The 21,167-nt window shown below is 70.0% G+C and carries 22 protein-coding genes, 1 tRNA gene and 1 pseudogene; 9 read left to right on the forward strand and 15 right to left on the reverse strand.

Translation table 11 applies throughout. The features are described 5' to 3' along the window. Window positions 1-20: 20 nt before the first annotated feature. Window positions 21-719, reverse strand: coding sequence for a DUF4142 domain-containing protein (locus tag LCH29_RS30785; protein WP_446464973.1), 699 nt, complete (start codon window positions 717-719; stop codon window positions 21-23). A 205-nt stretch (window positions 720-924) separates the two neighbouring features. On the opposite strand from LCH29_RS30785, the gene LCH29_RS30790 reads away from it, so the two are divergent. Further along, window positions 925-1,392 (forward strand): hypothetical protein, encoded by a 468-nt coding sequence (locus LCH29_RS30790; protein ID WP_446464974.1) that lies wholly within the window; start codon window positions 925-927, stop codon window positions 1,390-1,392. Here the strand turns inward: LCH29_RS30790 and LCH29_RS30795 are convergent. Next, window positions 1,349-1,711, reverse strand: coding sequence for a DUF6247 family protein (locus LCH29_RS30795; protein ID WP_446464975.1), 363 nt, complete (start codon window positions 1,709-1,711; stop codon window positions 1,349-1,351). The two genes, LCH29_RS30790 and LCH29_RS30795, sit on opposite strands and share 44 nt — an antisense overlap. Before the next feature lie 366 nt (window positions 1,712-2,077). Here LCH29_RS30795 and LCH29_RS30800 point away from each other — a divergent pair, with 366 nt between their 5' ends. Continuing rightward, window positions 2,078-3,286, forward strand: coding sequence for an acyltransferase family protein (locus tag LCH29_RS30800; protein ID WP_446464976.1), 1,209 nt, complete (start codon window positions 2,078-2,080; stop codon window positions 3,284-3,286). A 6-nt stretch (window positions 3,287-3,292) separates the two neighbouring features. On the opposite strand, the pseudogene LCH29_RS30805 reads toward LCH29_RS30800, so the two are convergent. Then, a pseudogene (locus tag LCH29_RS30805) lies at window positions 3,293-4,180 on the reverse strand (NAD(P)-dependent oxidoreductase); the annotation flags it as partial. A gap of 111 nt (window positions 4,181-4,291) precedes the next feature. Further along, the gene (locus LCH29_RS30810; RefSeq protein ID WP_446464977.1) at window positions 4,292-5,146 is read right to left on the reverse strand and encodes a helix-turn-helix domain-containing protein; all 855 of its coding nucleotides are present in this window, start codon (window positions 5,144-5,146) and stop codon (window positions 4,292-4,294) included. Between the two features lie 132 nt (window positions 5,147-5,278). Between LCH29_RS30810 and LCH29_RS30815 the strand changes: the two genes are divergently transcribed. Beyond that, a complete protein-coding gene (locus LCH29_RS30815) occupies window positions 5,279-6,004 on the forward strand; it encodes an alpha/beta fold hydrolase (protein WP_446464978.1) in 726 nt (241 codons plus the stop codon). Between the two features lie 312 nt (window positions 6,005-6,316). Here the strand turns inward: LCH29_RS30815 and LCH29_RS30820 are convergent, their stop codons facing one another. Continuing rightward, window positions 6,317-6,856, reverse strand: a complete 540-nt coding sequence (locus tag LCH29_RS30820) for an N-acetyltransferase (RefSeq protein WP_446464979.1) — start codon at window positions 6,854-6,856, stop codon at window positions 6,317-6,319. A gap of 1 nt (window position 6,857) precedes the next feature. Next, on the reverse strand, window positions 6,858-8,132 hold the full coding sequence (locus LCH29_RS30825; RefSeq protein WP_446464980.1) for a hypothetical protein: 1,275 nt from the start codon (window positions 8,130-8,132) through the stop codon (window positions 6,858-6,860). 187 nt (window positions 8,133-8,319) lie between these two features. Between LCH29_RS30825 and LCH29_RS30830 the strand changes: the two genes are divergently transcribed. The 3 genes from LCH29_RS30830 to LCH29_RS30840 all read left to right on the forward strand — a co-directional run bounded on the left by LCH29_RS30830 (window position 8,320) and on the right by LCH29_RS30840 (window position 9,361). Next, entirely contained in the window at window positions 8,320-8,736 is a 417-nt protein-coding gene (locus LCH29_RS30830) for a hypothetical protein (RefSeq protein ID WP_446464981.1), read from the forward strand. Next, the gene (locus LCH29_RS30835) at window positions 8,733-8,975 is read left to right on the forward strand and encodes a hypothetical protein (RefSeq protein ID WP_446464982.1); all 243 of its coding nucleotides are present in this window, start codon (window positions 8,733-8,735) and stop codon (window positions 8,973-8,975) included. Before LCH29_RS30830 ends, LCH29_RS30835 begins: the two co-directional genes overlap by 4 nt. Before the next feature lie 257 nt (window positions 8,976-9,232). Further along, the gene (locus LCH29_RS30840; protein ID WP_446464983.1) at window positions 9,233-9,361 is read left to right on the forward strand and encodes a hypothetical protein; all 129 of its coding nucleotides are present in this window, start codon (window positions 9,233-9,235) and stop codon (window positions 9,359-9,361) included. 445 nt (window positions 9,362-9,806) lie between these two features. Here the strand turns inward: LCH29_RS30840 and LCH29_RS30845 are convergent, their stop codons facing one another. Both LCH29_RS30845 and LCH29_RS30850 read right to left on the reverse strand, forming a co-directional pair. Continuing rightward, a complete protein-coding gene (locus LCH29_RS30845) occupies window positions 9,807-10,262 on the reverse strand; it encodes a hypothetical protein (RefSeq protein WP_446464984.1) in 456 nt (151 codons plus the stop codon). Between the two features lie 246 nt (window positions 10,263-10,508). Further along, a tRNA-Thr gene (locus LCH29_RS30850) sits at window positions 10,509-10,581 on the reverse strand. A gap of 178 nt (window positions 10,582-10,759) precedes the next feature. On the opposite strand from LCH29_RS30850, the gene LCH29_RS30855 reads away from it, so the two are divergent. From LCH29_RS30855 to LCH29_RS30865, 3 genes are all read left to right on the forward strand, one after another. Further along, on the forward strand, window positions 10,760-11,896 hold the full coding sequence (locus LCH29_RS30855; protein WP_446464985.1) for an ABC transporter ATP-binding protein: 1,137 nt from the start codon (window positions 10,760-10,762) through the stop codon (window positions 11,894-11,896). Between the two features lie 220 nt (window positions 11,897-12,116). Then, window positions 12,117-12,536, forward strand: a complete 420-nt coding sequence (locus LCH29_RS30860) for a hypothetical protein (protein WP_446464986.1) — start codon at window positions 12,117-12,119, stop codon at window positions 12,534-12,536. 57 nt (window positions 12,537-12,593) lie between these two features. Further along, window positions 12,594-13,406, forward strand: a complete 813-nt coding sequence (locus LCH29_RS30865; protein WP_009716937.1) for a nucleotidyltransferase family protein — start codon at window positions 12,594-12,596, stop codon at window positions 13,404-13,406. Window positions 13,407-13,561: 155 nt separating this feature from the next. On the opposite strand, the gene LCH29_RS30870 is transcribed toward LCH29_RS30865, so the two are convergent. The 7 genes from LCH29_RS30870 to LCH29_RS30900 all read right to left on the reverse strand — a co-directional run bounded on the left by LCH29_RS30870 (window position 13,562) and on the right by LCH29_RS30900 (window position 20,691). Further along, the gene (locus tag LCH29_RS30870) at window positions 13,562-15,172 is read right to left on the reverse strand and encodes a DoxX family membrane protein (protein WP_446465007.1); all 1,611 of its coding nucleotides are present in this window, start codon (window positions 15,170-15,172) and stop codon (window positions 13,562-13,564) included. 226 nt (window positions 15,173-15,398) lie between these two features. Further along, complete coding sequence (rlmB, locus tag LCH29_RS30875) at window positions 15,399-16,352, reverse strand: 23S rRNA (guanosine(2251)-2'-O)-methyltransferase RlmB (protein WP_446464987.1); 954 nt, start codon at window positions 16,350-16,352, stop codon at window positions 15,399-15,401. A gap of 148 nt (window positions 16,353-16,500) precedes the next feature. After that, the gene (gene cysS / locus LCH29_RS30880; RefSeq protein WP_446464988.1) at window positions 16,501-17,901 is read right to left on the reverse strand and encodes a cysteine--tRNA ligase; all 1,401 of its coding nucleotides are present in this window, start codon (window positions 17,899-17,901) and stop codon (window positions 16,501-16,503) included. Between the two features lie 107 nt (window positions 17,902-18,008). Then, window positions 18,009-18,413, reverse strand: coding sequence for a PPOX class F420-dependent oxidoreductase (locus LCH29_RS30885; protein ID WP_446464989.1), 405 nt, complete (start codon window positions 18,411-18,413; stop codon window positions 18,009-18,011). 249 nt (window positions 18,414-18,662) lie between these two features. Further along, on the reverse strand, window positions 18,663-19,166 hold the full coding sequence (ispF, locus tag LCH29_RS30890) for a 2-C-methyl-D-erythritol 2,4-cyclodiphosphate synthase (RefSeq protein ID WP_446464990.1): 504 nt from the start codon (window positions 19,164-19,166) through the stop codon (window positions 18,663-18,665). After that, window positions 19,156-19,944: a 2-C-methyl-D-erythritol 4-phosphate cytidylyltransferase gene (gene ispD, locus LCH29_RS30895; RefSeq protein ID WP_446465008.1), complete on the reverse strand. Its 789-nt coding sequence runs from the start codon at window positions 19,942-19,944 to the stop codon at window positions 19,156-19,158. The genes ispF and ispD overlap by 11 nt, the downstream gene beginning before the upstream one ends. 264 nt (window positions 19,945-20,208) lie before the next feature. Beyond that, on the reverse strand, window positions 20,209-20,691 hold the full coding sequence (locus LCH29_RS30900; protein WP_009716930.1) for a CarD family transcriptional regulator: 483 nt from the start codon (window positions 20,689-20,691) through the stop codon (window positions 20,209-20,211). Window positions 20,692-21,167: the final 476 nt, after the last annotated feature.

Here is a 21,167-nt window from a genome sequence, read left to right on the forward strand (position 1 = left end):
CGCCGCTCACGCGGCCCCCGCTACTTCGGCACGCTGGCCCCGACGTCATCCAGCACCGCGTCCGTCACCAGCCCGGTGTCCTCCAACACCGTCATGTGGTCCATCACGGTGTCGTTGGTCTCCTGGGCCAGCCGCCGGATCATATGGTTCTTGGTGGCGGCGCGGACCTCGCCGATGGTGATGAAGATCTTCCCGTGCGAGGCGCGCAGCAGATCCACGAAGAGCTGGTCGAACTTCTCGCCGTCGGCGGCCTTCAACTGCTCGACCCACTCCTGCTGTTCGGCCGATGCTTCGTCCGGTATGGGCGAGGACAGCGCCTTCGCGTCCTCGCGCACCAGCTGGTCGAGCTTGCTGTGCCCGTCGAGCAGATGCGTCCCGGCCCGCTTGATCGCCTCGCTCGACGCCTGGGTCTGCGCCATCCGCCCGGCCGGGATCTCCCACAGCCCGGCCTGGCGGACCTTGACCAGGAACGTCTTGTCCAGCTCGCTCAGCGGCCCCGAATTGGCGGCATCCCCTCCCGACGCGGCCGCCGCCCCGGCCCCCATCCCGCCGTGCGCGGACGGCATACCGCTGTCCGTCACCGACTGGCTCCCCCCGTCATCCGCCTGGGAGACCCAGATCCCCGCCCCCGCGACCACCGCCGCCAAGGCGGCCCCGACGGCGATCATGCGGCTGCGGTTCGACGCTGCGCCGTGACTGCTGCGCCCATGAGTGGTCATCGTGCCTCCTGGTGGGGGTGCTGGAGTACGCGAAACACTAAACTTTGCCTGTCGCAAAAAAATGCGTTCGTCAGGAGTGCACAAAAGCACCCACCCCGCCCTGCGATTCCCCCTACACTCCCCGCCCGCACGGCATTTCGCCCGGGAGCGCAGGGCCAAGCGAAATTGACCTGACGCCACCACGTTCGCGGCTTACGGTCACCCCGTGAAACACCTGCGCACCACGGCGGTCGACCTCGTCCTCGGAGAACAGTCGACCCATGAGCTGCCCATGCTCGCCGCCGAAGCCCTAGCCCGCGGCGTGGACAGCCCGGCCCTCCGTACCCTGGCCGGGCTGTCCCGCACCGACGCGTCCCGCGAACTCTTCTGGCAGGCCATGGCGGAACTCGGCTTCCCCCGGCCCCACCCGGAGACCGCCTGGCGCTACCGCATGCGCTGGGCCGCGCAGTCCCTGCTCCGGGGGGACCTCTCCCCGTACGACGCGAGCGACGAGATCTACTGGTGCGCCTCCCACCTTGAGCGGTCACCCCACGCCACGAGCGTCACCGACCGCTTCCTCGGACTCCAGCTCGCCTGGGAGGAGCTCCGGGGCCAAGCGCCCGCCGTCGAACAGGAGATGCGCGAGGCGGCTACCGCCCTACTGCGGGCGTCTCCCGAAGCGCCGCGTCCATGATCTGCCGCATCTCGGCCAGCGCCGACCCCAGCGCCTCCCGGTCCGTCGCCTCCTCGGCCACGACCTCCAACTCCCGCAGCCGCGCGGCCCGGGCCGGATAGCGCTGAATGGCGACGAACTCGCCCCACCACTGGAGGAACGTACGCAGCGGAGCGATCGTGCCGTTCCGCGCGGCCTGCTCGACCGCCCGGTCCAGATGCTCGACGAAGGCGGGCAGCTCCCCGGGCGCGATCTGGGCGACCGCCGCCCGCAGCGCCGACGGAGTGAGGACCGGCATCGGGATCAGGGGCCCGTCGTGGGCGGAGGACTGCTCGGTCATCACTACAGCTCCTGACACTCCATCACGCAAACGTGCGCCGCGAGCCTACGCCCGTGTCCCGCCCGCCATGCGGCCCTGACCTTTATTGATCGTTACCTCACGCCCCCAAAGCGGAAATTGAACACTCCAGACGGCCTTTGCCCGCCTCACGAGCCGCTGAGTGAGTGAAGCGTCGGAGAACACTGCGCGGCGTACCCAGGAGGCTTTCCGGAACGACGCCTCCACCCTGCCCGAATTGCCGCCGTCTGTCCGGACTGGGCAGGGCGCAAGGGACGTAGCGTGAACCGCCCGTGGCCGTCGCGCCCAAGGTCGCGCCCAGGTTCCGTCGGTTCCCCTCGTTCCCCTCGTGAGGATGACGCAGGTCTGATGCAGGTCAGGTTTCAGCAGCCGCTTCCCCCGGCCGTCGAATCGCACGGAGGCGGCGCTCACGGCGGCGTCGCCGTAGCCGAGCCACCGCCGCGGACGGCCCCGCCCCGGAAGCTCGTGACCGCCCGGCGGGCCCGCCGGGCCCGGCCCCGGCTGTACGTCATCGACGGCATCCGCCTGGTCGCCGCCCTCATGGTGGCCCTGCACCACTACGCCGGCACCAACCGCGCCAACCAGCCGGACAATGCGATCTGGGACCGCCCGGCCTCCGAGATCATGCCCACGCTGTTCCACTTCGCGTCCTTCGGCTGGATCGGCGTGGAGATCTTCTTCGTGATCAGCGGCTTCGTCATCTGCATGTCGTGCTGGGGCCGCACCCCGAAGGACTTCTTCGTCTCCCGCGTGATCCGCCTCTACCCCGCGTACTGGGTCGGCGTGGCCTTCACCACGGCCAGCATGATCGCCCTGCCGGGCGTCTGGGAACGACCCCCGGGGCGGGACATCCTGCTCAACTTCACCATGCTCCAGTCGGGTTCCAACGTCCCCGACGTCGACCTCGTCTACTGGACCCTCTGGTCGGAGCTGCGCTTCTACCTGCTCTTCATGGTCGTGGTCGCCATGGGCCTGACGTACCGCAGGGTCGTCGTCTTCTGCTGCGTATGGGGCGCGGCCGCGATGCTGGCCCCCGTGTCCAAGTTCCCGCTCCTGGTCCTGGCGGCCGACCCGAGCGGCGCCTGGTACTTCATCGCGGGCCTCGCCCTCTACCTCATGCACCGCTTCGGCCAGGACCTGCTGCTCTGGGGCATCCTCGCCATGGCGTGGCTGATGGCCCAGCGCGAGCTGGCGCTGCGGGTCGCGTACGAAGACGTCTCCAGCTGGCGCGGCGCCGTCCTGATCTTCACGGTGTTCCTGCTCGTCATGGTGGCCGTCGCACTCGGCTACACCGACCGCATCCGCTGGAAGTGGCTGGTCACCGCGGGCTGCCTGACCTACCCGCTCTACCTGATGCACTACGTCGCGGGCGTGTCGCTGATCAGCCGCCTCCACGACACCACGGATCCCCGGCTGCTCCTCGTCCTCGTCGTCTCCGGCTTCCTGGCCCTGAGCTGGCTGGTGCACCGCTTCGTGGAACGCCCGGCGGCCCGCCTCCTCAAGCGCGGCCTGGAGTCCTCCTTCACCCGACTCCGCACGTTCGGCCGCGCGGCCTGACCCGACTCAGCGACGCAACAGATCGATCACCCCGGCCGTGCCCTCCTCCCCGTGCCCCGCGGCGAGACGCCGCTCCATGAGCGCCATGAAGGGTGTGAGCAACTCCGCGCTGATGCCCTGCTCCTCGGCGGTACGCAGCAGCGTCCCGTTGCCCTCGACCATCATGGCGAGGTTCGACGTCACGCCGAGGGTGTAGTCGCCGCTCTCCAACTGCGCGGCAACCCCGTACGCGTACGGAGCCATGGCCGTAAGCCACCCAACCATCAGCCCCGCGAACTCCTTCGGAGCGACGTCCGTCCCGCGCATCAGCGCGAAGGCATGCGACACCCCGGCGAACATGCCGGTCATGCCGCTCAGCAGCGCCACATCATGCAGCGCGGCCAACCCAGCGTCCTCACCGACATACCGGGCACTCGCCGGGACGGCCAGCGTCTCGCGGTGCGCCGCGAACAGCTCCGGCGACCCGCTGTAGAAGACGTACGCACCGGAATCCGGAACCCCGATCATCGGCGGAACGGCCATGATCCCGCCGCCCACATACCGCGCCCCGCGCGCGCCCGCCCACTCCGCCCGCTCACGGGCCTCCCCGGGGGTGCTCGTGGTGACGTTGACCAGGTCCTTGCCCGTCAGATCGACGTCGTCCAGCACCTCCCCGACCGAGGCGTCATCGAGCAGGCACACCACCACAAGCCCACTGGCCGCCACCGCCTCGGTGACCGCCCCCGCAACCGTCGCCCCCTCGCCGACCAGCGCCTCGGCCCGCCCTGCGGTGCGGTTCCACACCGTCACCTCGTACCCCGAGGCGAGCCAAGAACGAGCGATGGCGGCACCCATGGCACCAAGCCCGAGTACGGAAACTTTCTTCGCGTCATGTCCCATGCCGCAAAGACTCGTCGCTGAACGCCAAGACGCTCAAGTACCCACTTTTAAGTGGGTAGGCACCCCTGAGGTCGGCCACGTCTGCGGAATCGACACGGCGATGGACGTGATCGACCCGGCACCGACTCACGGCGTCCGCACCCCGCGGTCGGCATCCGCTCGTGTCCGCGTGGCGGAGGCGAGGAGGGCCAACTTGTCGCCGCTGTCGGTGCCGGGGGCCGGGTGGTGGATGACGAGCACCTGGCCGGGCGCGGCGCTGACACCCAGCCGCTCGACCTTCAGCTGGAGGGCACCGACCTGGGGATGGTCGAGGCGCATGGACGCCCCCGCGCACGTTCGTACGTCGTGCCGGGCCCAGAGGCGACTGAAGCGGGGGCTGGCGAGGGAGAGCTCGCCGACGAGCTCGATGAAGCGGGGGTCGTCCAAATCGGTGCCGACGGACTCGCGGAAACCGGCGACCAGATCCACGGTCGCGCTCTCCCAGCCCGGGTAGAGCGCGTGCTCGGCGGGGTCGAGGAACAGGTCGCGCAGGCGGTTGGCTCCCACCGCGACCCGCGGCGACAGGGCGGTGGCCAAGGCGTTGGCGGCGAGCACGTCGAAGTAGCGGCCCTCGACGTGTGCGGGGAGCGGGAGCGTGGCGACGAGCTGGGCGATGCCCGCCGGGACGGTCTCCCGCCGGGGCCGCCGCCGGGGCCGTCGGGGTTTGGCGGCACCGAGGCGCAACAGGTGCGCCGTCGCCTCGTCGTCGAGCCGCAGCACGCGGGCGAGGGATTCGAGGACCTGCACGGAGGGGTTGCGGTCGCGGCCCTGCTCCAGGCGCAGGTAGTAGTCGGCGCTGATGCCCGCGAGCATCGCGACCTCTTCCCGGCGCAGCCCCGGCACGCGCCGTAGCCCCACGGCGGGAATGCCGACCTGCTCCGGGGTGACGAGCTCGCGGCGGGCGCGTACGTAATCGCCCAGCAGGTTCGGTTCGTCGCTCATGCGTCGACGGTAATCGCGCCGTCGCGCACGTGCCTGGTCCTGCCACCCCCAGGATCGCGGGGACTCTGGCACGGCCGGGCCCCGAGCGGCAGCGTGATCGTCACCGACGACGAGACGAGGAGCGTGACAACCATGTCAACGTATCTACTGGTACACGGCGCCTGGCACAGCGGACAGTGCTGGGAACGCGTGGTCCCGCTCCTCGCCTCGGCCGGACACCGCGCGCTCGCGCCATCCCTCACCGGCCACGGCGACCGGGCGCATCTGCTCAGCCGCGACGTAGGGCTCGACACCCACGTCGACGACATCGTCAGGCTGATCACCGACGAGAACCTCACCGACGTGATCCTCGTGGGCCACAGCTACGCCGGTCTGGTCATCTCCTCCGCGGCCAACCGCATCCCGGACCGGATCGCGCACCTGGTCTACCTCGACGCGATGGTCCCGCAGGACGGCGAGAGCGCGGCCGACGTCATGCCCATAACCCAGGACCTGATCGACGGCGCCCTCCGGTCCGAGAGCGGCTGGCGCGTCCCACCCCTGCTCGAAATGGAGCCGCTCACGGGCCTGTTCGGGGTCACCGACCCGGCAGACGCCGCCTGGCTCCGCACGACCCTGTCGGACCAGTCGGTCCGCTGCCTCCAGCAACCGGTCCGCCTGGACAACCCGGCCGTGAACACCATCCCCCGGGCCCACATCCACTGCGTGGTCGGCGAGCCCAAGGGCTGGCCCCGCCGCCCCGTCCCCCCGATCCAGCCCAACGGCACCCCGTCCCAGGTCTGGCAACTGCCGACCGGCCACGACTGCATGATCACCATGCCGAGCGAACTGACCGACCTACTCCTCAAGCTCGGCTGACGTCCGCCGTGGACAACGGGTGCCCCGGACGGGAAGCTTCCAGGGCCAACGGAGTACACGGAGGCCCGGCACAAGGCCCTTCCTCACCGAAGAGGTCGATTCAGTGCTCGCCGAGGCCCCATACGGTCCACAGCGAGCACAGCTAGGTTGTCGTGAAGGCGCCGGGGTCTCTCGGCAGACGCAGCCGACGCATCTGCGCGGGAGGAGGTCGCGACCGGATCTGCGGATACCGAAGTCACGGTCGCGCCCGCCTCGCTGACAGCCTGGATGGCTGTCTGCTCGGGCTCCAGGCCGGCGAGGGCTTTCACCGCGTCAGTCGAGCGGCAACACCATCGCGTCGTACAACGGGGCGTCGGGGAACGGCATCACCTCACCGAGCCACCGGTAGCCCCACTCCTCGTACCTGGCACGAACCCGCGGGTGAGCCTGCTCAACAAGCAAGGTCACCCGCTCCTCGTTCCGCGGGCGCAACAGCTCGTCGTGGATCCGTTTCGCTGCCCCGGTTCCGCGGACGGTCTCGACCACCATCAGCTCCGATAGCGCGAACGTACGGCTCCCCGTCTCCAACACAGCTTCGTCCGGCACCGATGTCCGTAGCCCACTCCACCAACGCGTACCTGGCTGCAACGTGCAGCCGAACGCAAACCCGACCGGTGTACCATACGCATAGCCGACTGCTGCTCCGAATCCGGGAACTTCCGTGTTCCATCCCAGGCGTTCATCGAAGCGGTGCACGCTGTGGAACTCTTCGCCCAGCCGGTCGGCGTAGATATCGGCGTACACCGACAGCAGTTCTGAGTGGATCTCCGCGAGTCCAGGAGCGTCACGGCACTCGACCATCACGTCCTTCATGTCACCCCTCCATGTGCCGCGTCTGCTGTAAGAAGTCTGCTGCTGCCGATACGCGTTGGTGTCGGCCGATCGCGCGTCGCAGGTCCGCAAACCTGTCGCGTACTCGTTCGCTTTGGACCCGGTTGTTCATGGAGGAAGCGCGGGTAGCCTCCGCAACGGCTTCTTCCACTTCCCCGCTGTCGAGAAGGGCCTGAGCACGCTGGACCGTGTAGTAGAAGCGGTTTCGTTCAAAGCGCGGTTCCAGCATGTCCAATGCGCAAGCGGTGAGCTGTTGTGCTCGGCGATGCTGACCGAGGGCCTGGTGAGCCGCGCCCGCCAGCCCGGCCAGTTCGGCCGTGGTGAGGAATGCCAGCCACGCCTCCGGCTGGCCCGAAGCACGGTCGTACGTGGTTTCGGCACGGGCTAACGAGCGCTCGGCCCGGGAGCGTTCGCCGACCCGTGCGTGTCCGACCGCCTGGCGGCAGTGAAGCAGCGTCATGAGCCACAGATCTCGCTTGGCCTGCCGGGTTTCCACTGCGGCACGGCCGATACGTACCGCCTCCTGGTCACGACCGAGCAGGCGGGCTTGCATCGCCAGATTTGACCAGACTCGGGCCTGAAGGGCGCCGTCCCTGGCGAGAATCGCGGCCTGTAACGCCTCGTTGTAGAGGGTGGTCGCCTCTCGCTGGTGGCCCGCGTCGTACGCGAACCAGCCCGCTGACGCGGCCAGATCGCCGACGGCGGCGTAGAGCTGCATCTCAACGCGTTCGCCATAGCTACAGCGGTTCACGGCGTCACGCACTCGGTGGAGGGCTTCCGTGGCGACGGTGTGGAGTGCGCCTCCTCCGAGGGCGTGGTCGTGCGTATAGAGGGCCGGGACGATCCGACGAATGCGGTCGACGTCCGTGCTCCCCAGCCGTCCGGCTGCGGGGATGGCGTCCAGGCCGACGGCAGCGGCCAGTCCGGCCGTGATGAACTCTCTGCGCCGCACGGGTCGCACCTCCTTCACGGGAGCCGATCGCTGCGGAGGAGAAGGGACACGCGAAGACTTGCCTCGCGGTACGAAACCCATCGCCTCGGGGCTGCGGCCGAAGATCTCTTGTAGCGGGAGAAGGTACTGCGCCCAGGGCCACTGCACGTCGCCCGCGACCCAGCGGCGGACATGACGGTCGGTGCACGTCCTCGGCTTGCCGAGCAGGGCTTCTGCGATCCGGTTGACCTCGTCGGCCAGCTGCTCGTGGGTGTAGCCGAACTCCAGCAGCAGCGCCTCCAGCCTGGTGTTCCGCTGTTTCGGCATACGGCAGTCTCCCCTGCGCCTGCGGGCTCTGACGGTAGATCTGCCCGGACCTACCCTCCAGGTAAAACTGTCCTGTTCCGCGGACGGTAACTGCCTGGGTTGTGACCTGATGGCTCACAGGGCGCTTCCGGTTACCTCGGAGCATGAACCCAGCACTGGCGGTTCCCTTCCGAGATGGGCAGCCGCGATGACGACGACCAGAGCCCTGCCGTGGACGCCCCCGGGTGGCGGCGACGTTGAGATGATCGAGGTCGGTGAGTACTGGGACGTCGTACGCGCCCCCGCCGACATCGGCGAACGCGCACTCGCGTTACTCGGCGAGGAGACCGGCGCCGTCATCGCCGACTACGGGCTCATGTACTGGCTCATCCCCGCGGGCCACGCCCAGACCTGGCAGCGCCTGCGGCAGGAGATCCACGCCCTCGGCGCCGACCGCGCCGGAGTCACCTACGTCGGCGTACCTCCGGCCGCACACACCACCGGCCCCCGCCTCCACTGGCAGATCCCGATCGGCCCCGACCGGTACCTGACCGACGCCGACCGGCTGCGCGAGGCCCTGTCACGAGCCGTCTCCGAGCCCACCGAGGGGGCGACGGCCCGATGATGCCCCAGGTCTGCGCCCGCTGCGACAAGACCACCAGCACCCCGGTCGTGGTCGCCATCGAGCACGGCTCCAGCGTCGGCGGCCGCACCCTGTACGCCTGCCCCCGCTGCGCACCCACCTTCCCCAAGCAGCGCGATCCGTTCGAGCAGAGCCTCCCGGACCGCCACGGCCCCGACCAGGCGCCCACGCGGGAGTCCCGTCGACACCGCTCTGGTCCATCCGGGGAGACGGCATCGTGAGCGACTACAGCGAGTACCAGGACAAGGCGAACGGCGCAGGTAAGGGGAAGCACGGCAAGAACAACAACGCCAGGAAGCACCGTGAGCCGCCTCCGTGTAGCGATCAGGGCATGGCGCGAGGGTCGAGCGGTTGCATGGTCGCGGCCTTACCGGTCGCTACGCTCTGAGCACTGATGGCGGTGGTTCTCACCTGGACGCGGAAGCGGTAGACGACCATGAAGATCAGGACCGTTGGGGCATGCCGACGACCGGAGTGCGTGGGCACTGAACCGCACGAGGACGACGAGGGCACCCGCTTCTTCGGGGTACCGGCGTGGGTGATCTGCCTGGTGGCCTGCGCGGCAATGCCGGTCGCGCTGCTCTCCTATACGTACGCCAGCCGCTGAGGATCAGCCCAGGTCACGATTGGGCGCCGTCGCCCGCGTCACCACATGAAGCCAACTCCCGTTCGCCGACGGGATGTCCGTCATGTCACCGTCACAGGCGACGGACCGGGCCAAGGAACCTCACACGGCCGCCCCGGCACCGGGCCGCGGCTCGGCGGTGAGCTTGGCCTGCTTGTCCGCCACGGCCCCACTGGGTCGGCCAGTCCGTTGACCTCGTCGAAGGCGGCGATCAGCTCGTCCAGAGCAGGGCCGCCGGGCTGGGAGTCGCGATCACCGGGCATGGGCCCGGCATCGCGTCCGGGCTGATGGCCGCCGTAGATGTCGGAAGCCCCGGACGGGCGACCGTCCGGGGCTTCCTCCCTGCTCAGACACAGAGCCGACTGTCGGGTTCGAACCGACGACCTGCTTTTACAGGTTCGGGCTCGGCACCCCGTCCAGGTTCCGCCTACGCCTTGACACGGAAGTAGCCATAGAGGCAGACCCGTTCCGAGCCCTTCACCAGGCACACGTCGAGCGTGTACGGACTGCCTTCGATGAGGTTTCCGGTCTGCCACGGGGTTGTGTAGGGGGACGAGTGTCCCCGCGTGGAAGCCTCGCGGACCAGCCACCCGGGCTCCGAGACGGTCCCCTCGACGCCCCACCCGTCGGCCGCGTCGTCCTTCGCCCGCAGCGCGTCTCCGGGGTCGTTCCCCTCCGGGTCCGCGTTCCAGTTCACATATCCGGCGTAGTCGCCGTCGGCGTAGAGGTAGACGACCACCGATTTCCCCGACTGATACCAGCTCGACTGGTAGGTGAGCTTGGGTGCTGCCACTGCGGTGCCCGAACCAGTCCCGAGAGAGACGCCGACCATCACGGCGGTCGCCGACAGCAGGGTGGCTAACCGCTTGCTCCAGTTGGACATTTAAAGCCCTTCCGCATCAGAGCGATCAAAGTAGGTCATGATCTTAGACCTCCATGGTCACCTTGGCGACATGTCCGCAAGGGGCAATGGCCCCTCCGCGCACGAGCACAGCAAGCCGACCAGGCTGCTACCGCTGACGGTCTCACGGCGGTCGATCATTGGGCGGACGTGAGAGGTGATGTCCGCCGGGACAGCGAACGCCCCGGACGGGAGGCCGCCCGGGGCGTTGTCCGCGCTCAGACACAGAGCCGACTGTCGGGTTCGAACCGACGACCTTCGCTTTACAAGAGCGGTGCTCTACCAGCTGAGCTAAGTCGGCGTCCCCAGCAGTGTACCCACCACACCGGGGTGCTCCGTTCGAAAATAGTGGTGTCCGGAGTAGAGACAGGGCGGGGGTGGGCGGTATAGCGTCACGCCAATCCACGTGCAGTGGACTAGACCCCTACCTTTACTCGGATCGTCCGGCACGTTCCTGCCGGTGAAGGGACCAGATCACCATGGCTACGGTCACGTATGACAAGGCGACCCGGATCTACCCGGGCACCGAAAAGCCCGCCGTCGACCAGCTCGACATCGGCATCGAAGACGGCGAGTTCCTCGTTCTGGTCGGCCCCTCGGGCTGTGGGAAGTCCACGTCGCTGCGGATGCTGGCGGGGCTGGAGGACGTCAACGGCGGGGCGATCCGGATCGGCGACCGCGATGTGACGCACCTGCCGCCGAAGGACCGGGACATCGCGATGGTGTTCCAGAACTACGCGCTGTACCCGCACATGACCGTCGCGCAGAACATGGGCTTCGCGCTCAAGATCGCCGGGGTCAACAAGACCGAGATCCGGCAGAAGGTCGAGGACGCGGCGAAGATCCTGGACCTCACCGAGTACCTGGAGCGCAAGCCGAAGGCGCTGTCCGGTGGTCAGCGGCAGCGGGTGGCGATGGGGCGGGCCATCGTGCGGGAGCCGCAGGTGTTCCTGATGGACGAGCCGCTGTCGAACCTGGACGCCAAGCTGCGCGTGCAGACCCGTACGCAGATCGCGAGCCTCCAGCGGCGGCTGGGGATCACGACGGTGTACGTCACCCACGACCAGGTCGAGGCCATGACCATGGGCGACCGGGTGGCCGTCCTCAAGGACGGGCTGCTCCAGCAGGTCGACACCCCGCGGAACATGTACGACCGGCCGGCGAACCTCTTCGTGGCGGGCTTCATCGGGTCGCCCGCGATGAACCTGGTCGAGGTGCCGATCACCGACGGCGGTGTGAAGTTCGGCAACAGCGTGGTCCCGGTGAACCGGGAGGCGCTGGGCGCCGCGGCCGACAAGGGCGACCGTACGGTCACCGTGGGTGTCCGGCCCGAGCACTTCGACGTGGTGGAGGCGAACGGCGGGGCGGCGAAGTCGCTGTCCAAGGCCTCCGACGACGCCCCGGCCGGTCTCGCGATCACCGTCAACGTGGTCGAGGAGACGGGCGCGGACGCGTACGTCTTCGGTTCGGCCGAGGTCGGCGGCGAGAGCAAGGACCTGGTGATCCGGGTCGGCAGCCGCCAGGTGCCGGAGAAGGGCGCGCAGCTGCACGTCGTGCCGCAGCCGGGCGAGGCCCACGTCTTCTCCACCTCTACGGGGGAGCGGCTCAGCGACTGACGTCCGTAAGGCGAGGCGCCGTTTCCCGTATCGCGGGGGCGGCGCCTCGCTCTTGTCCGCGGCCACCCGCTGTCGCGTTGTGGTGTTGTCGATAAATTCCTCGACATTCCGGTCTTTTCGATTCCGTTCGTCAACGCCCCCGCGCGCAAGAACGGGTTTCCATCACCCGGGTTGGTGACTCAATGTCGCCAAATCATCGCTCCTCGCTACGATCCCTCCCGTGAACACCGTAGCCCGCCGTATCGGCAGAAGCCTCGCGCTCGTCCTCCCCGTCGTGCTCGTCCTCTCCGGTACGCTCGCCGTCACCCGCGTCCCGTGGGCCTCGCCGAGCGCCGAGTCGCAGATCCTCACCGCGTCCTCCGACCGCGCCTCCACCCGCGCCGTGCACCGTGCCCCGCACGAGCTGCTGCGCGACCGGCTGCTCGCGGAGTTGCAGGAGAAGGACCCGGGGGTGGCGCTCACCCACCTCCAGGTCGCCACGAACGAACGGCCGTCGCTGGCCCGGCACTGCGCGGACATCGCCCGTGCGCTCGGCCGTGCCGCGGTCGCCAAGTACGGGGGGACGAACCAGGCCCAGGCGTACGCCCGTCCCGTCTGCGACACCTCGTTCGCGTCCGGCATCACCCAGGCGTACCGCTGATCACGTCCGGCCCCCACTGCCCGTACGGTCACCGCGCCAGCGCATATGGTGCGATCCATGACCGATGACCTCCACAGGCCCGGGCACCACGCTCACCATCCGCATGCCCCGCGCCCCACACAGGCCGTCGTCCTGGCCGGAGGCCAGGGCTCGCGGCTGCGTCCGTACACCGACGACCGCCCCAAGCCGATGGTCGAGATCCCGGGTACCGGGACCCCGATCATCGGCCATCAGCTGGCCTGGCTGGCCGCCGAGGGGGTCACCGACGCGGTCGTCTCCTGCGGTCATCTCGCCGCCGTCCTCCAGGACTGGCTGGAGTCGGCGGAGCTGCCCCTGCGCGTGACGACCGTCGTCGAGAAGGAACCGCTCGGCCGCGGCGGGGGCCTGAAGTTCGCCGCCGCCCGGCTCCCCCACGCCGATCAGCCCTGGTACGCCACCAACGGCGACATCTGGACCCGCTTCTCGCTGCGCGAGATGGCCGACTTCCACCATGAACGCGACGCTGTCGCGACGCTCGCGCTGGCGCGGCCGCGCATCCCCTGGGGGGCGGTGGAGACGAACGAGTTCGGTCACGTCCTCGACTTCATCGAGTCGCCGCCCTCCCCGTACCTCATCAACGCGGGCGTGTACGTCTTCTCCGCCACCTTCACCTCGCTGCTGCCGGAGCGCGGCGACCACGAGCGGACGACGTTCCCGCGGCTCGCCCGCGAGCGTCGGCTGGCCGGGTTTCCGCTGCCCCACGGGGCGTACTGGCGGGCCATCGACACCGCCAAGGACCTCACCGAGGCCGCCAAGGAACTCTCCTCGGGCCCCCCGCCGTCCGGGCGGGGCTCGCTGGAGTCAACTCCGGTCCGGCCGTTGCACGACTGATTCCCGACTGAGCCCCCGGCGGGCACGCAGAAAGGCCCTCCGCGTCCCTTGGGTTCCAGGGGTCCTCGCAACTCCCACAGATCACGGGTGTTGCGAGGACCGTTAGAACCCAAGTCCCATGGACAGCGCGCGAGGGCCTTCCGCCTCCGTACGGTTCAGCCCAGCAGACCGCCCAGCGCGGCCTCCTCCTGCGCCGGTTCGCCCTCGTCGTAGGAGTCGGCCGGCGGGGCGCCGCCGCCCATGCCGCCCTCCGAACTCGTCCCGCCCAGGCCCGCGCCGCCCCCGCCGCCGAGGGCCGGCGGGCCCGGTTCCGTCATCGGGGCCTCGGGACGGCTCGGGGTGCGGGGGGTCGTACGGTGGCGCCGCGCCTGGCCGGGGCTGCCGGTGCCGCTCGCCGTCCCCGTCGCGCTGGGCCTGCCCGAGGTGGCGGACGCCGACGGGGAGGCGGAGGGGGTCCGACGCTTCAACGGGGCGCGGTACGAGGGCGATCCGGGCGTTTCCACCGCGCCGCCCACCCCGCCGCGCGGGCTGGTCTCGGGCTTCCGGGGCAGCGGCGAGCCGGGGAGGCTGTTCCTCGGCACCTCGCGCGGCTCGGGCGCCCGGACCGTCTCCGAGGACCGTACGGCGCCGCCGATCGTCGAACCGAGCAGCAGGGTGAGCCCGGCCACCACCATCGCCATGACGGTGCCGCGGCGCAGCACCCGCCGCCGCAGCGCCCACAGTTCGACGCGCGGGCCGAGCCGCCGCCAGGCCTCGCCCGCGAGACGGGCGTCGGCCGAGTACACCGGGGCGCCCGCGATGATCAGCGGGCTCCAGGCGGCGAGGTAGATGATGTCGGGCGCGTCGTAGACCGGTACGGTCCGCCAGCTCACGGTGAGGATCAGCGCGGCGGACAACACCGCGCCGACGCAGGCCGCGAGCCGCTGCCACAGCCCGAGGACGGTGAGCACGCCGACCACGATCTGGAGGAACGCCACGGTCAGCCCGGCGCCCACCGGGTGCTCCAGAGCCAGGTCCCGCAGCGGCTCGGCGATCGGCCAGGGGTGCAGGGACTGGAGCCAGGTGACCATCGAGCCGCGCTCGCCGCCGTCGAAGTAGACGGGGTCGGAGAGCTTGCCCATGCCCGCGTAGACGGAGATGAAGCCGAGGAAGATGCGGAGCGGGAGGAGGACGACGCCGAGGTTCATCCGGCGGTCCGGGTAGTACGCGTGCCGCACCTGCTCGGAGGGGCGCCGCGGGCGCGGGACCTGGGGGCTCCGGTGGGTCTGGGGCGCTTGAGGGGCCCGGTGGTGGGCCTGCCGGGTCTGCTGGTGGGCGGCGTGGGCGGGCCGGGGCACGCGCGGCGTCGCGCCGGTGCGGTGCGTGGCGTCCGACTCCCGCGGCCGCGGCGGCCGCCCGGTCTCCGGCGCCGGGTCCCGGCGCGGGTTGCGCGGCCCGATGACCGTGGGCGGACCGGTGACCGTGGACGGGCCGTCGTCGAAGGTGACCCGCGGCAGCACCTGCGTGGTGCCCACGTCCTCGGGGCCGTCCACGGTTTCGGAGTACCGCACGGCCTGGAGCAGTCGGGTCGCCGCCGTGTCCCCGCCGGGCCGGGTGCGGCCGCTCCACACCACGGGCGGGCGGCGCCGGGGCACGGCCCCGGCCCCGATACCGGCGAGCCGGGCCGTGTCCGCCAGCGCGCTGCGCACGACCGGGGAGGAGAGCTGCACCCGGAAGCTGGGGGGATTGACGGCGACCTTCGCAGGGTCACACGGCACCTTGGCCATGGTCAGCTGCGGCTCGTCGTCGAACCCCGACGCGCGTCCCGCCAGGGGCGTGCGGAATTTTCTGGTCTCCACGCTCAACTAACCGAGTGACCGGCGGGAAAGACACTGCCGGGGACGGTGTGATCTGTCGGGGGACCGTCAAGATCGTCCGGGCGTGGGTACGTTCCCGCCCCGCCCGGTCACGGCAGACCGGCGGGGCGGAGGGGACCGCGCGTCGTCCGAAGGGTTACGACCGGCGCCGCGACGCCTCGTACAGCACCACGCCCGCCGCGACACCCGCGTTGAGCGACTCCGCGCCGCCGGGCATCGGGATGCGGACCCGGAAGTCGCAGGTCTCGCCGACCAGTCGGGACAGGCCCTTGCCCTCGCTGCCGACGACGATCACGACCGGGCCGTCCAGCGCCTCCAGGTCCTGAAGCTCCGTCTCGCCGTCCGCCGCGAGGCCGACGACCGTGAGGCCCGCCTTCTGGTAGGACTCCAGCGCCCGGGTCAGGTTGGTGGCGCGCGCCACCGGGGTGCGGGCGGCGGTGCCCGCGGAGGTCTTCCAGGCGCCGGCGGTCATCCCGGCCGCGCGCCGCTCCGGTACGACCACGCCGTGGCCGCCGAAGGCGGAGACGGACCGCACCACGGCGCCCAGGTTGCGCGGGTCGGTGACGCCGTCGAGGGCGACGATCAGCGGGTCCTCGCCGTCGTCGAAGGCGGCCGCGCTCAGGTCCTCGGGGTGGGCGTAGTCGTACGGCGGGACCTGGAGCACGAGGCCCTGGTGGTTGAGCCCGTTGGTCATCCGGTCCAGCTCGGCCTTCGGGGCCTCCATGAGGTGGATGCCGCCGCGGTCGGCGGCGATCTTCAGCGCCTCGCGTACCCGGTCGTCGCTGTCGATGAACTGCTGCACGTACAGCGTGTTCGCCGGGACGCCCTCGCGCAGCGCCTCGACCACCGGGTTACGGCCCACCACCAGCTCGTTCGTGCCCTTGGCGCCGCCGCGGCGCGGGGCCGGGCGCTTGGCGGCCTGCCGGGCGCGGGCGTTGGCGATGCGCTGCTTGGCGTGTCCCTTGCGCGCCTCGGCGGGCGGGGTGGGGCCCTTGCCCTCCAGGGCCCGGCGCCGCTTGCCGCCGCTGCCGACCGTCGCGCCCTTCTTGTTGCTGGTACGGCGGTTCCTGCGCTGGCTGTTGCCGGCCATGAATGTCACCTATCTCTTCACTGCTCAGCGCTGCTCGGCAAATCGGCAACGGGCACCGGAAAAACGTCGAACGTCACACGCGTCTACGGTCGTATGTACGGTCATACCAGTGTGCCGCCCGACTCAGCGGGCGGCACAAAGAGCGAGGTCAGCGGGTGCCCAGCTCCCAGCGCGGACCGGACGGGGTGTCCTCGATGACCAGCCCCGACTGCTGGAGCTGGTCGCGGATCGCGTCCGCCGTCGCGTAGTCCTTGCGGCCGCGCGCGGCCTGGCGCTGCTCCAGGACCAGCCGGACGAGGGAGTCGACCACGCCGTGCAGGTCCTCGCCGCGGTCCGAACCGCCCGACCAGTGGTCGTCGAGCGGGTCCAGGCCCAGGACGCCGAGCATGGCCCGCAGCTCGGCCAGCCGCGCGACCGCCGCCTCCTTGTCGTCGGCGGTGAGGGCGGAGTTGCCCTGACGGACGGTGGTGTGGACGACCGCGAGCGCCTGCGGCACCCCGAGGTCGTCGTCCATCGCCTCCGCGAACGCGGGCGGCACGTCGGCCGCGGCGGGGACGGTCTTCCCCGCCTTTTCCGTGACCCGCTGGATGAAGCCCTCGATGCGCGCGAAGGCGGACTCCGCCTCGCGCAGGGCCTCCTCGCTGTACTCGATCATGGAGCGGTAGTGCGGGGTGCCCAGGTAGTAGCGGAGCACGATGGGGCGCCAGCGCTTGACCATCTCGGAGACCAGCACCGAGTTGCCGAGCGACTTGCTCATCTTCTCGCCGCTCATGGTGACCCACGCGTTGTGCACCCAGTACGTGGCGAAGTCGTCGCCGAACCCCTTGGCCTGCGCGATCTCGTTCTCATGGTGCGGGAAGATCAGGTCGACGCCGCCGCCGTGGATGTCGAAGGCGCTGCCCAGGTACTTGTGCGCCATCGCCGAGCACTCCAGGTGCCAGCCGGGGCGGCCGCGCCCCCACGGGGTCTCCCAGCTCGGCTCGCCGGGCTTGGCCGCCTTCCACATGGCGAAGTCGCGCCGATCGCGCTTGCCGGTCTCGCCCTCGCCGCTGGGCTGGCGCAGCCCGTCCAGGTCCTGGTTGGAGAGCCGGAGGTACTCGGGGTACGAGCGCACATCGAAGTAGACGTTGCCCTCGGACGCGTACGCGTGGCCCCGGTCGATCAGGCCCCGCATCATCTCGATCATCTCGGGGATGTGACCGGTCGCCCGCGGCTCATAGGTCGGCGGCAGGCAGCCGAGAACGTCGTACGCGCTGGTGAAGGCGCGCTCGTTCGCGTAGCCGATCGACCACCACGGGCGGCCCTGCTCGGCCGACTTGGCGATGATCTTGTCGTCGATGTCCGTGACATTACGGACAAACGTCACGTCGTAGCCGCGGTACGCGAACCAGCGGCGCATGATGTCGAAGTTGAGCCCCGACCTGATGTGCCCGATGTGCGGGGCAGCCTGCACGGTCGCGCCGCACAGGTAGATCGAGACACAGCCCGGCGTGAGCGGGGAGAAGTCACGGATCTGCCGGGCACCGGTGTCGTACAGGCGAATAGTCACGCGTCAAGGGTAGTCGGAACCCGGCAGTGCCCCGCGACCCGTCGGCCGCGGGGACACAGAAGCGTGACACTTCACCGTGACGCCTCTCTCAGAGGCTGCCGCCCCTCTCAGAGGCTGCCGACGACCTTGCGGGCGGCGATCCGCACGACGATGCGCTCGTCGTCCTGGCCCGAGGCCGGGTTGAACTCGGCGTACGTCTTGCCCGTGTACTTGAGCGACAGATCGTCGATCAGCTCCTGGCCGCCCTCGGTGGTGTAGCTCGCCGTGCCGCGGATCTCGGCGTACGTGTACGGCTCGTCCGCGGGCTGCACCAGGACCGTGACGCGGGGGTCGCGGTCGATGTTCTTCTGCTTCCGCCGTCCCATGGTGGTCGAGAACAGCAGCTCGTCGCCGTCGCGCTTCACCCACACCGGTGACAGCTGAGGGCTGCCGTCGGGCTGGGTGGTGCCGATGATGACGAAGACGGGGGTGTCGAGGACGCGCTTGAGGTCGTCGGAGAGTGTGGTGGCCACGGAGTGCTTCCTTTCCTCGCGCCGAGCTGTGCGGTGGTACGGATGGGATTCGGGTTACCGGATCCCTACCCCCACACACCGTCAAGGTGCGGGGCCCGGCGTGAGGAACGGCCCGTACGGCGCAGGGCCAGGGGGTGTCCGCAAAGTCCCGTCGGGCCCGCGACGCCTGGCACGCTCCCCCAGCTACCGCTGGGAGGTGCCCCCTGACGCCGCGGGCTGATCCGACGCGACGTTGCGGACACCCCCTAGCTAGGGAGTGTCCCGCCGCACCACCAGCGCGGTCGCCACCGCCGCCAGGCCCTCGGCCCGGCCCGTCAGGCCCAGCCCGTCCGTCGTCGTACCCGAGACCGAGACGGGCGCGTCGATCGCCGACGACAGCGCCTTCACCGCCTCGTCACGGCGCTTGCCGATCTTGGGGCGGACGCCGATCACCTGGATCGCCACATTGCCGATCCCGAAGCCCGCGGCCCGCACGATCCGGGCCGCCTCCGCCAGCAGCGTCACCCCGGACGCGCCGGACCACTCGGGACGGCTGGTGCCGAAGTGGGCGCCGAGGTCGCCGAGGCCCGCGGCGGAGAACAGCGCGTCACAGGCGGCGTGGGCGGCGACGTCGCCGTCGGAGTGCCCGGCCAGGCCGTACGCCTCGCCCTCCCACAGCAGACCCGCGCACCACAGCTCGCGGCCCTTCTCGAAGGCGTGCACATCCGTGCCGATCCCGACCAGGGGCAGCTTCGCCGAAACGTCAGAAGCCATCGTTCTTCCTCCTGCGCGCGAGAACCGCCTCGGCCAGCACCAGGTCCAGCGGCCGGGTCACCTTGAACGCCTCCTCGTGGCCGGGCACGACCACGACCTCGACGCCCATGCGCTCGACCATGCCCGCGTCGTCCGTCGCCCCGTCGCCCTCCAGGACGATCTTCTCGTGGGCGGCGGCGAGCGTGGCGCGGTCGAAGCCCTGCGGGGTCTGTACGGCGCGCAGCACGGCGCGATCGGGGGTGCCGACGACCGGCTCGGGCTCACCGGCCCGGTCGCCGGTGCGCGGCTCGACCCGCTTGACGGTGTCGGTCACCGGCAGCGCCGGGACGACGGCGGGCGACCCGTCCCGTACGGCGGCGACGACGGCGTCCACGGTGTCCACGGGGACGAGCGGCCGCGCCGCGTCGTGCACCAGCACCGTCGTGACGCTGTCGGGGACCGCGGCCAGGCCCAGGCGCACCGACTCCTGGCGGGTCTCACCGCCGGGGACGACGACCACCTCGGTGGTCCCGGTGAGCGGATACGCGTCGAGCAGCCGCTGGACCTCGTCGGCACCGTCCGGCGGGGCGACCACGACCACGAGCGAGACGGCGCGGGATCCGGCCATCGCCCGAACGGCGTGCACGAGCATCGGCGTCCCGCTCAGCGGGCGCAGCGCCTTGGGGGCTCCCGGGCCCAGCCGCACGCCACGGCCCGCGGCGGGGATCACGGCGGCGGTGCGGGCGGAGCGCTCGGACTCGCCGACAGGTGCGGTTACGGACTTTGCGTTGGCGTTCAGGTTTGCTTCCTCGGCCGAAATGGGTATGGCCACAGCGTGCCGGGCGCGATGCCCCGACCGGCCCCTTCCGTGACGACTGGTCGTGCCAGCTGCCCGGGCCCGGCACACCTTGCACTACAACAGCGACACCACAAACGGTCTTGCGCCAAGGGCTGCGATGTGGTGGGCTGAGGTGCCTGTGCGCGCACATGCCGCAGCGCCCGGCGAACAGACTTCCTTACGAGGAGCAGGTCTGAATCACTCGGGCACCGCGGCATTTATATGTCAGGACGCGAGTACCTCATCCAGCAGGGCCTCGGCCTTGTCCTCATTGGTGCTCTCGGCGAGGGCGAGTTCGCTCACCAGGATCTGGCGCGCCTTGGCGAGCATGCGCTTCTCACCGGCGGACAGACCGCGCTCCCGCTCTCGGCGCCAGAGATCACGCACGACCTCGGCAACCTTGATCACATCACCGGAGGCGAGCTTCTCGAGATTTGCCTTGTAGCGACGGGACCAGTTCGTGGGCTCTTCGGCATACGGTGCGCGCAGCACCTCGAAGACCCGGTCCAGCCCGTCCTGGCCGACCACATCACGCACACCGACGAACTCCGCATTGTCCGCCGGCACACGAACCGTCAGGTCACCCTGAGCGACCTTCAGCACCAAGTAGGTCTTGTCCACGCCTTTGATCTGACGAGTTTCGATGGCCTCGATCAGCGCGGCCCCGTGATGGGGATAGACCACGGTGTCGCCAACCTTGAACGTCATGTGACAGGTACCCCTTCCGTGGCTATCCAGGGTAACACGTGAACGCCTTCTTCTGAATGGCGTTTTCGCAGGTCAGGGCATATCTCGGGGCTTGACAACAGCGGCTGGGACGTGCTGGGCACGGTGGGCGGAACCGGGTATTCGCAGGTGGGAGCGGTTGTCCGGGCGGCCTGAAACCGGCCCGATACACGCCCGGAGAACATCATGCGGGTGGCCGTACGTCCCGTTTTGCCGGAGTCCGGTCGATGGACTTCCGCTACTCCGTTCGGCCGAGGAGCGACAGATCCGGCCCCGATTCCCGAATTGATCACGGCCGTACTGATCATGTCTGTGAGACATCTGTGGTCAAGTGCGTGATCAATTTTTCGGACGTCCACGGATTCCTTACCGATAATCTCCCCGATCCGTCACCGAACCGATATTCAACGTGGTCGGGAGGGCGGTCACGGATGTGCGGTGAGGGGCGTGCGGGCCGG

Source organism: Streptomyces sp. BRA346 (genome assembly GCF_052851135.1).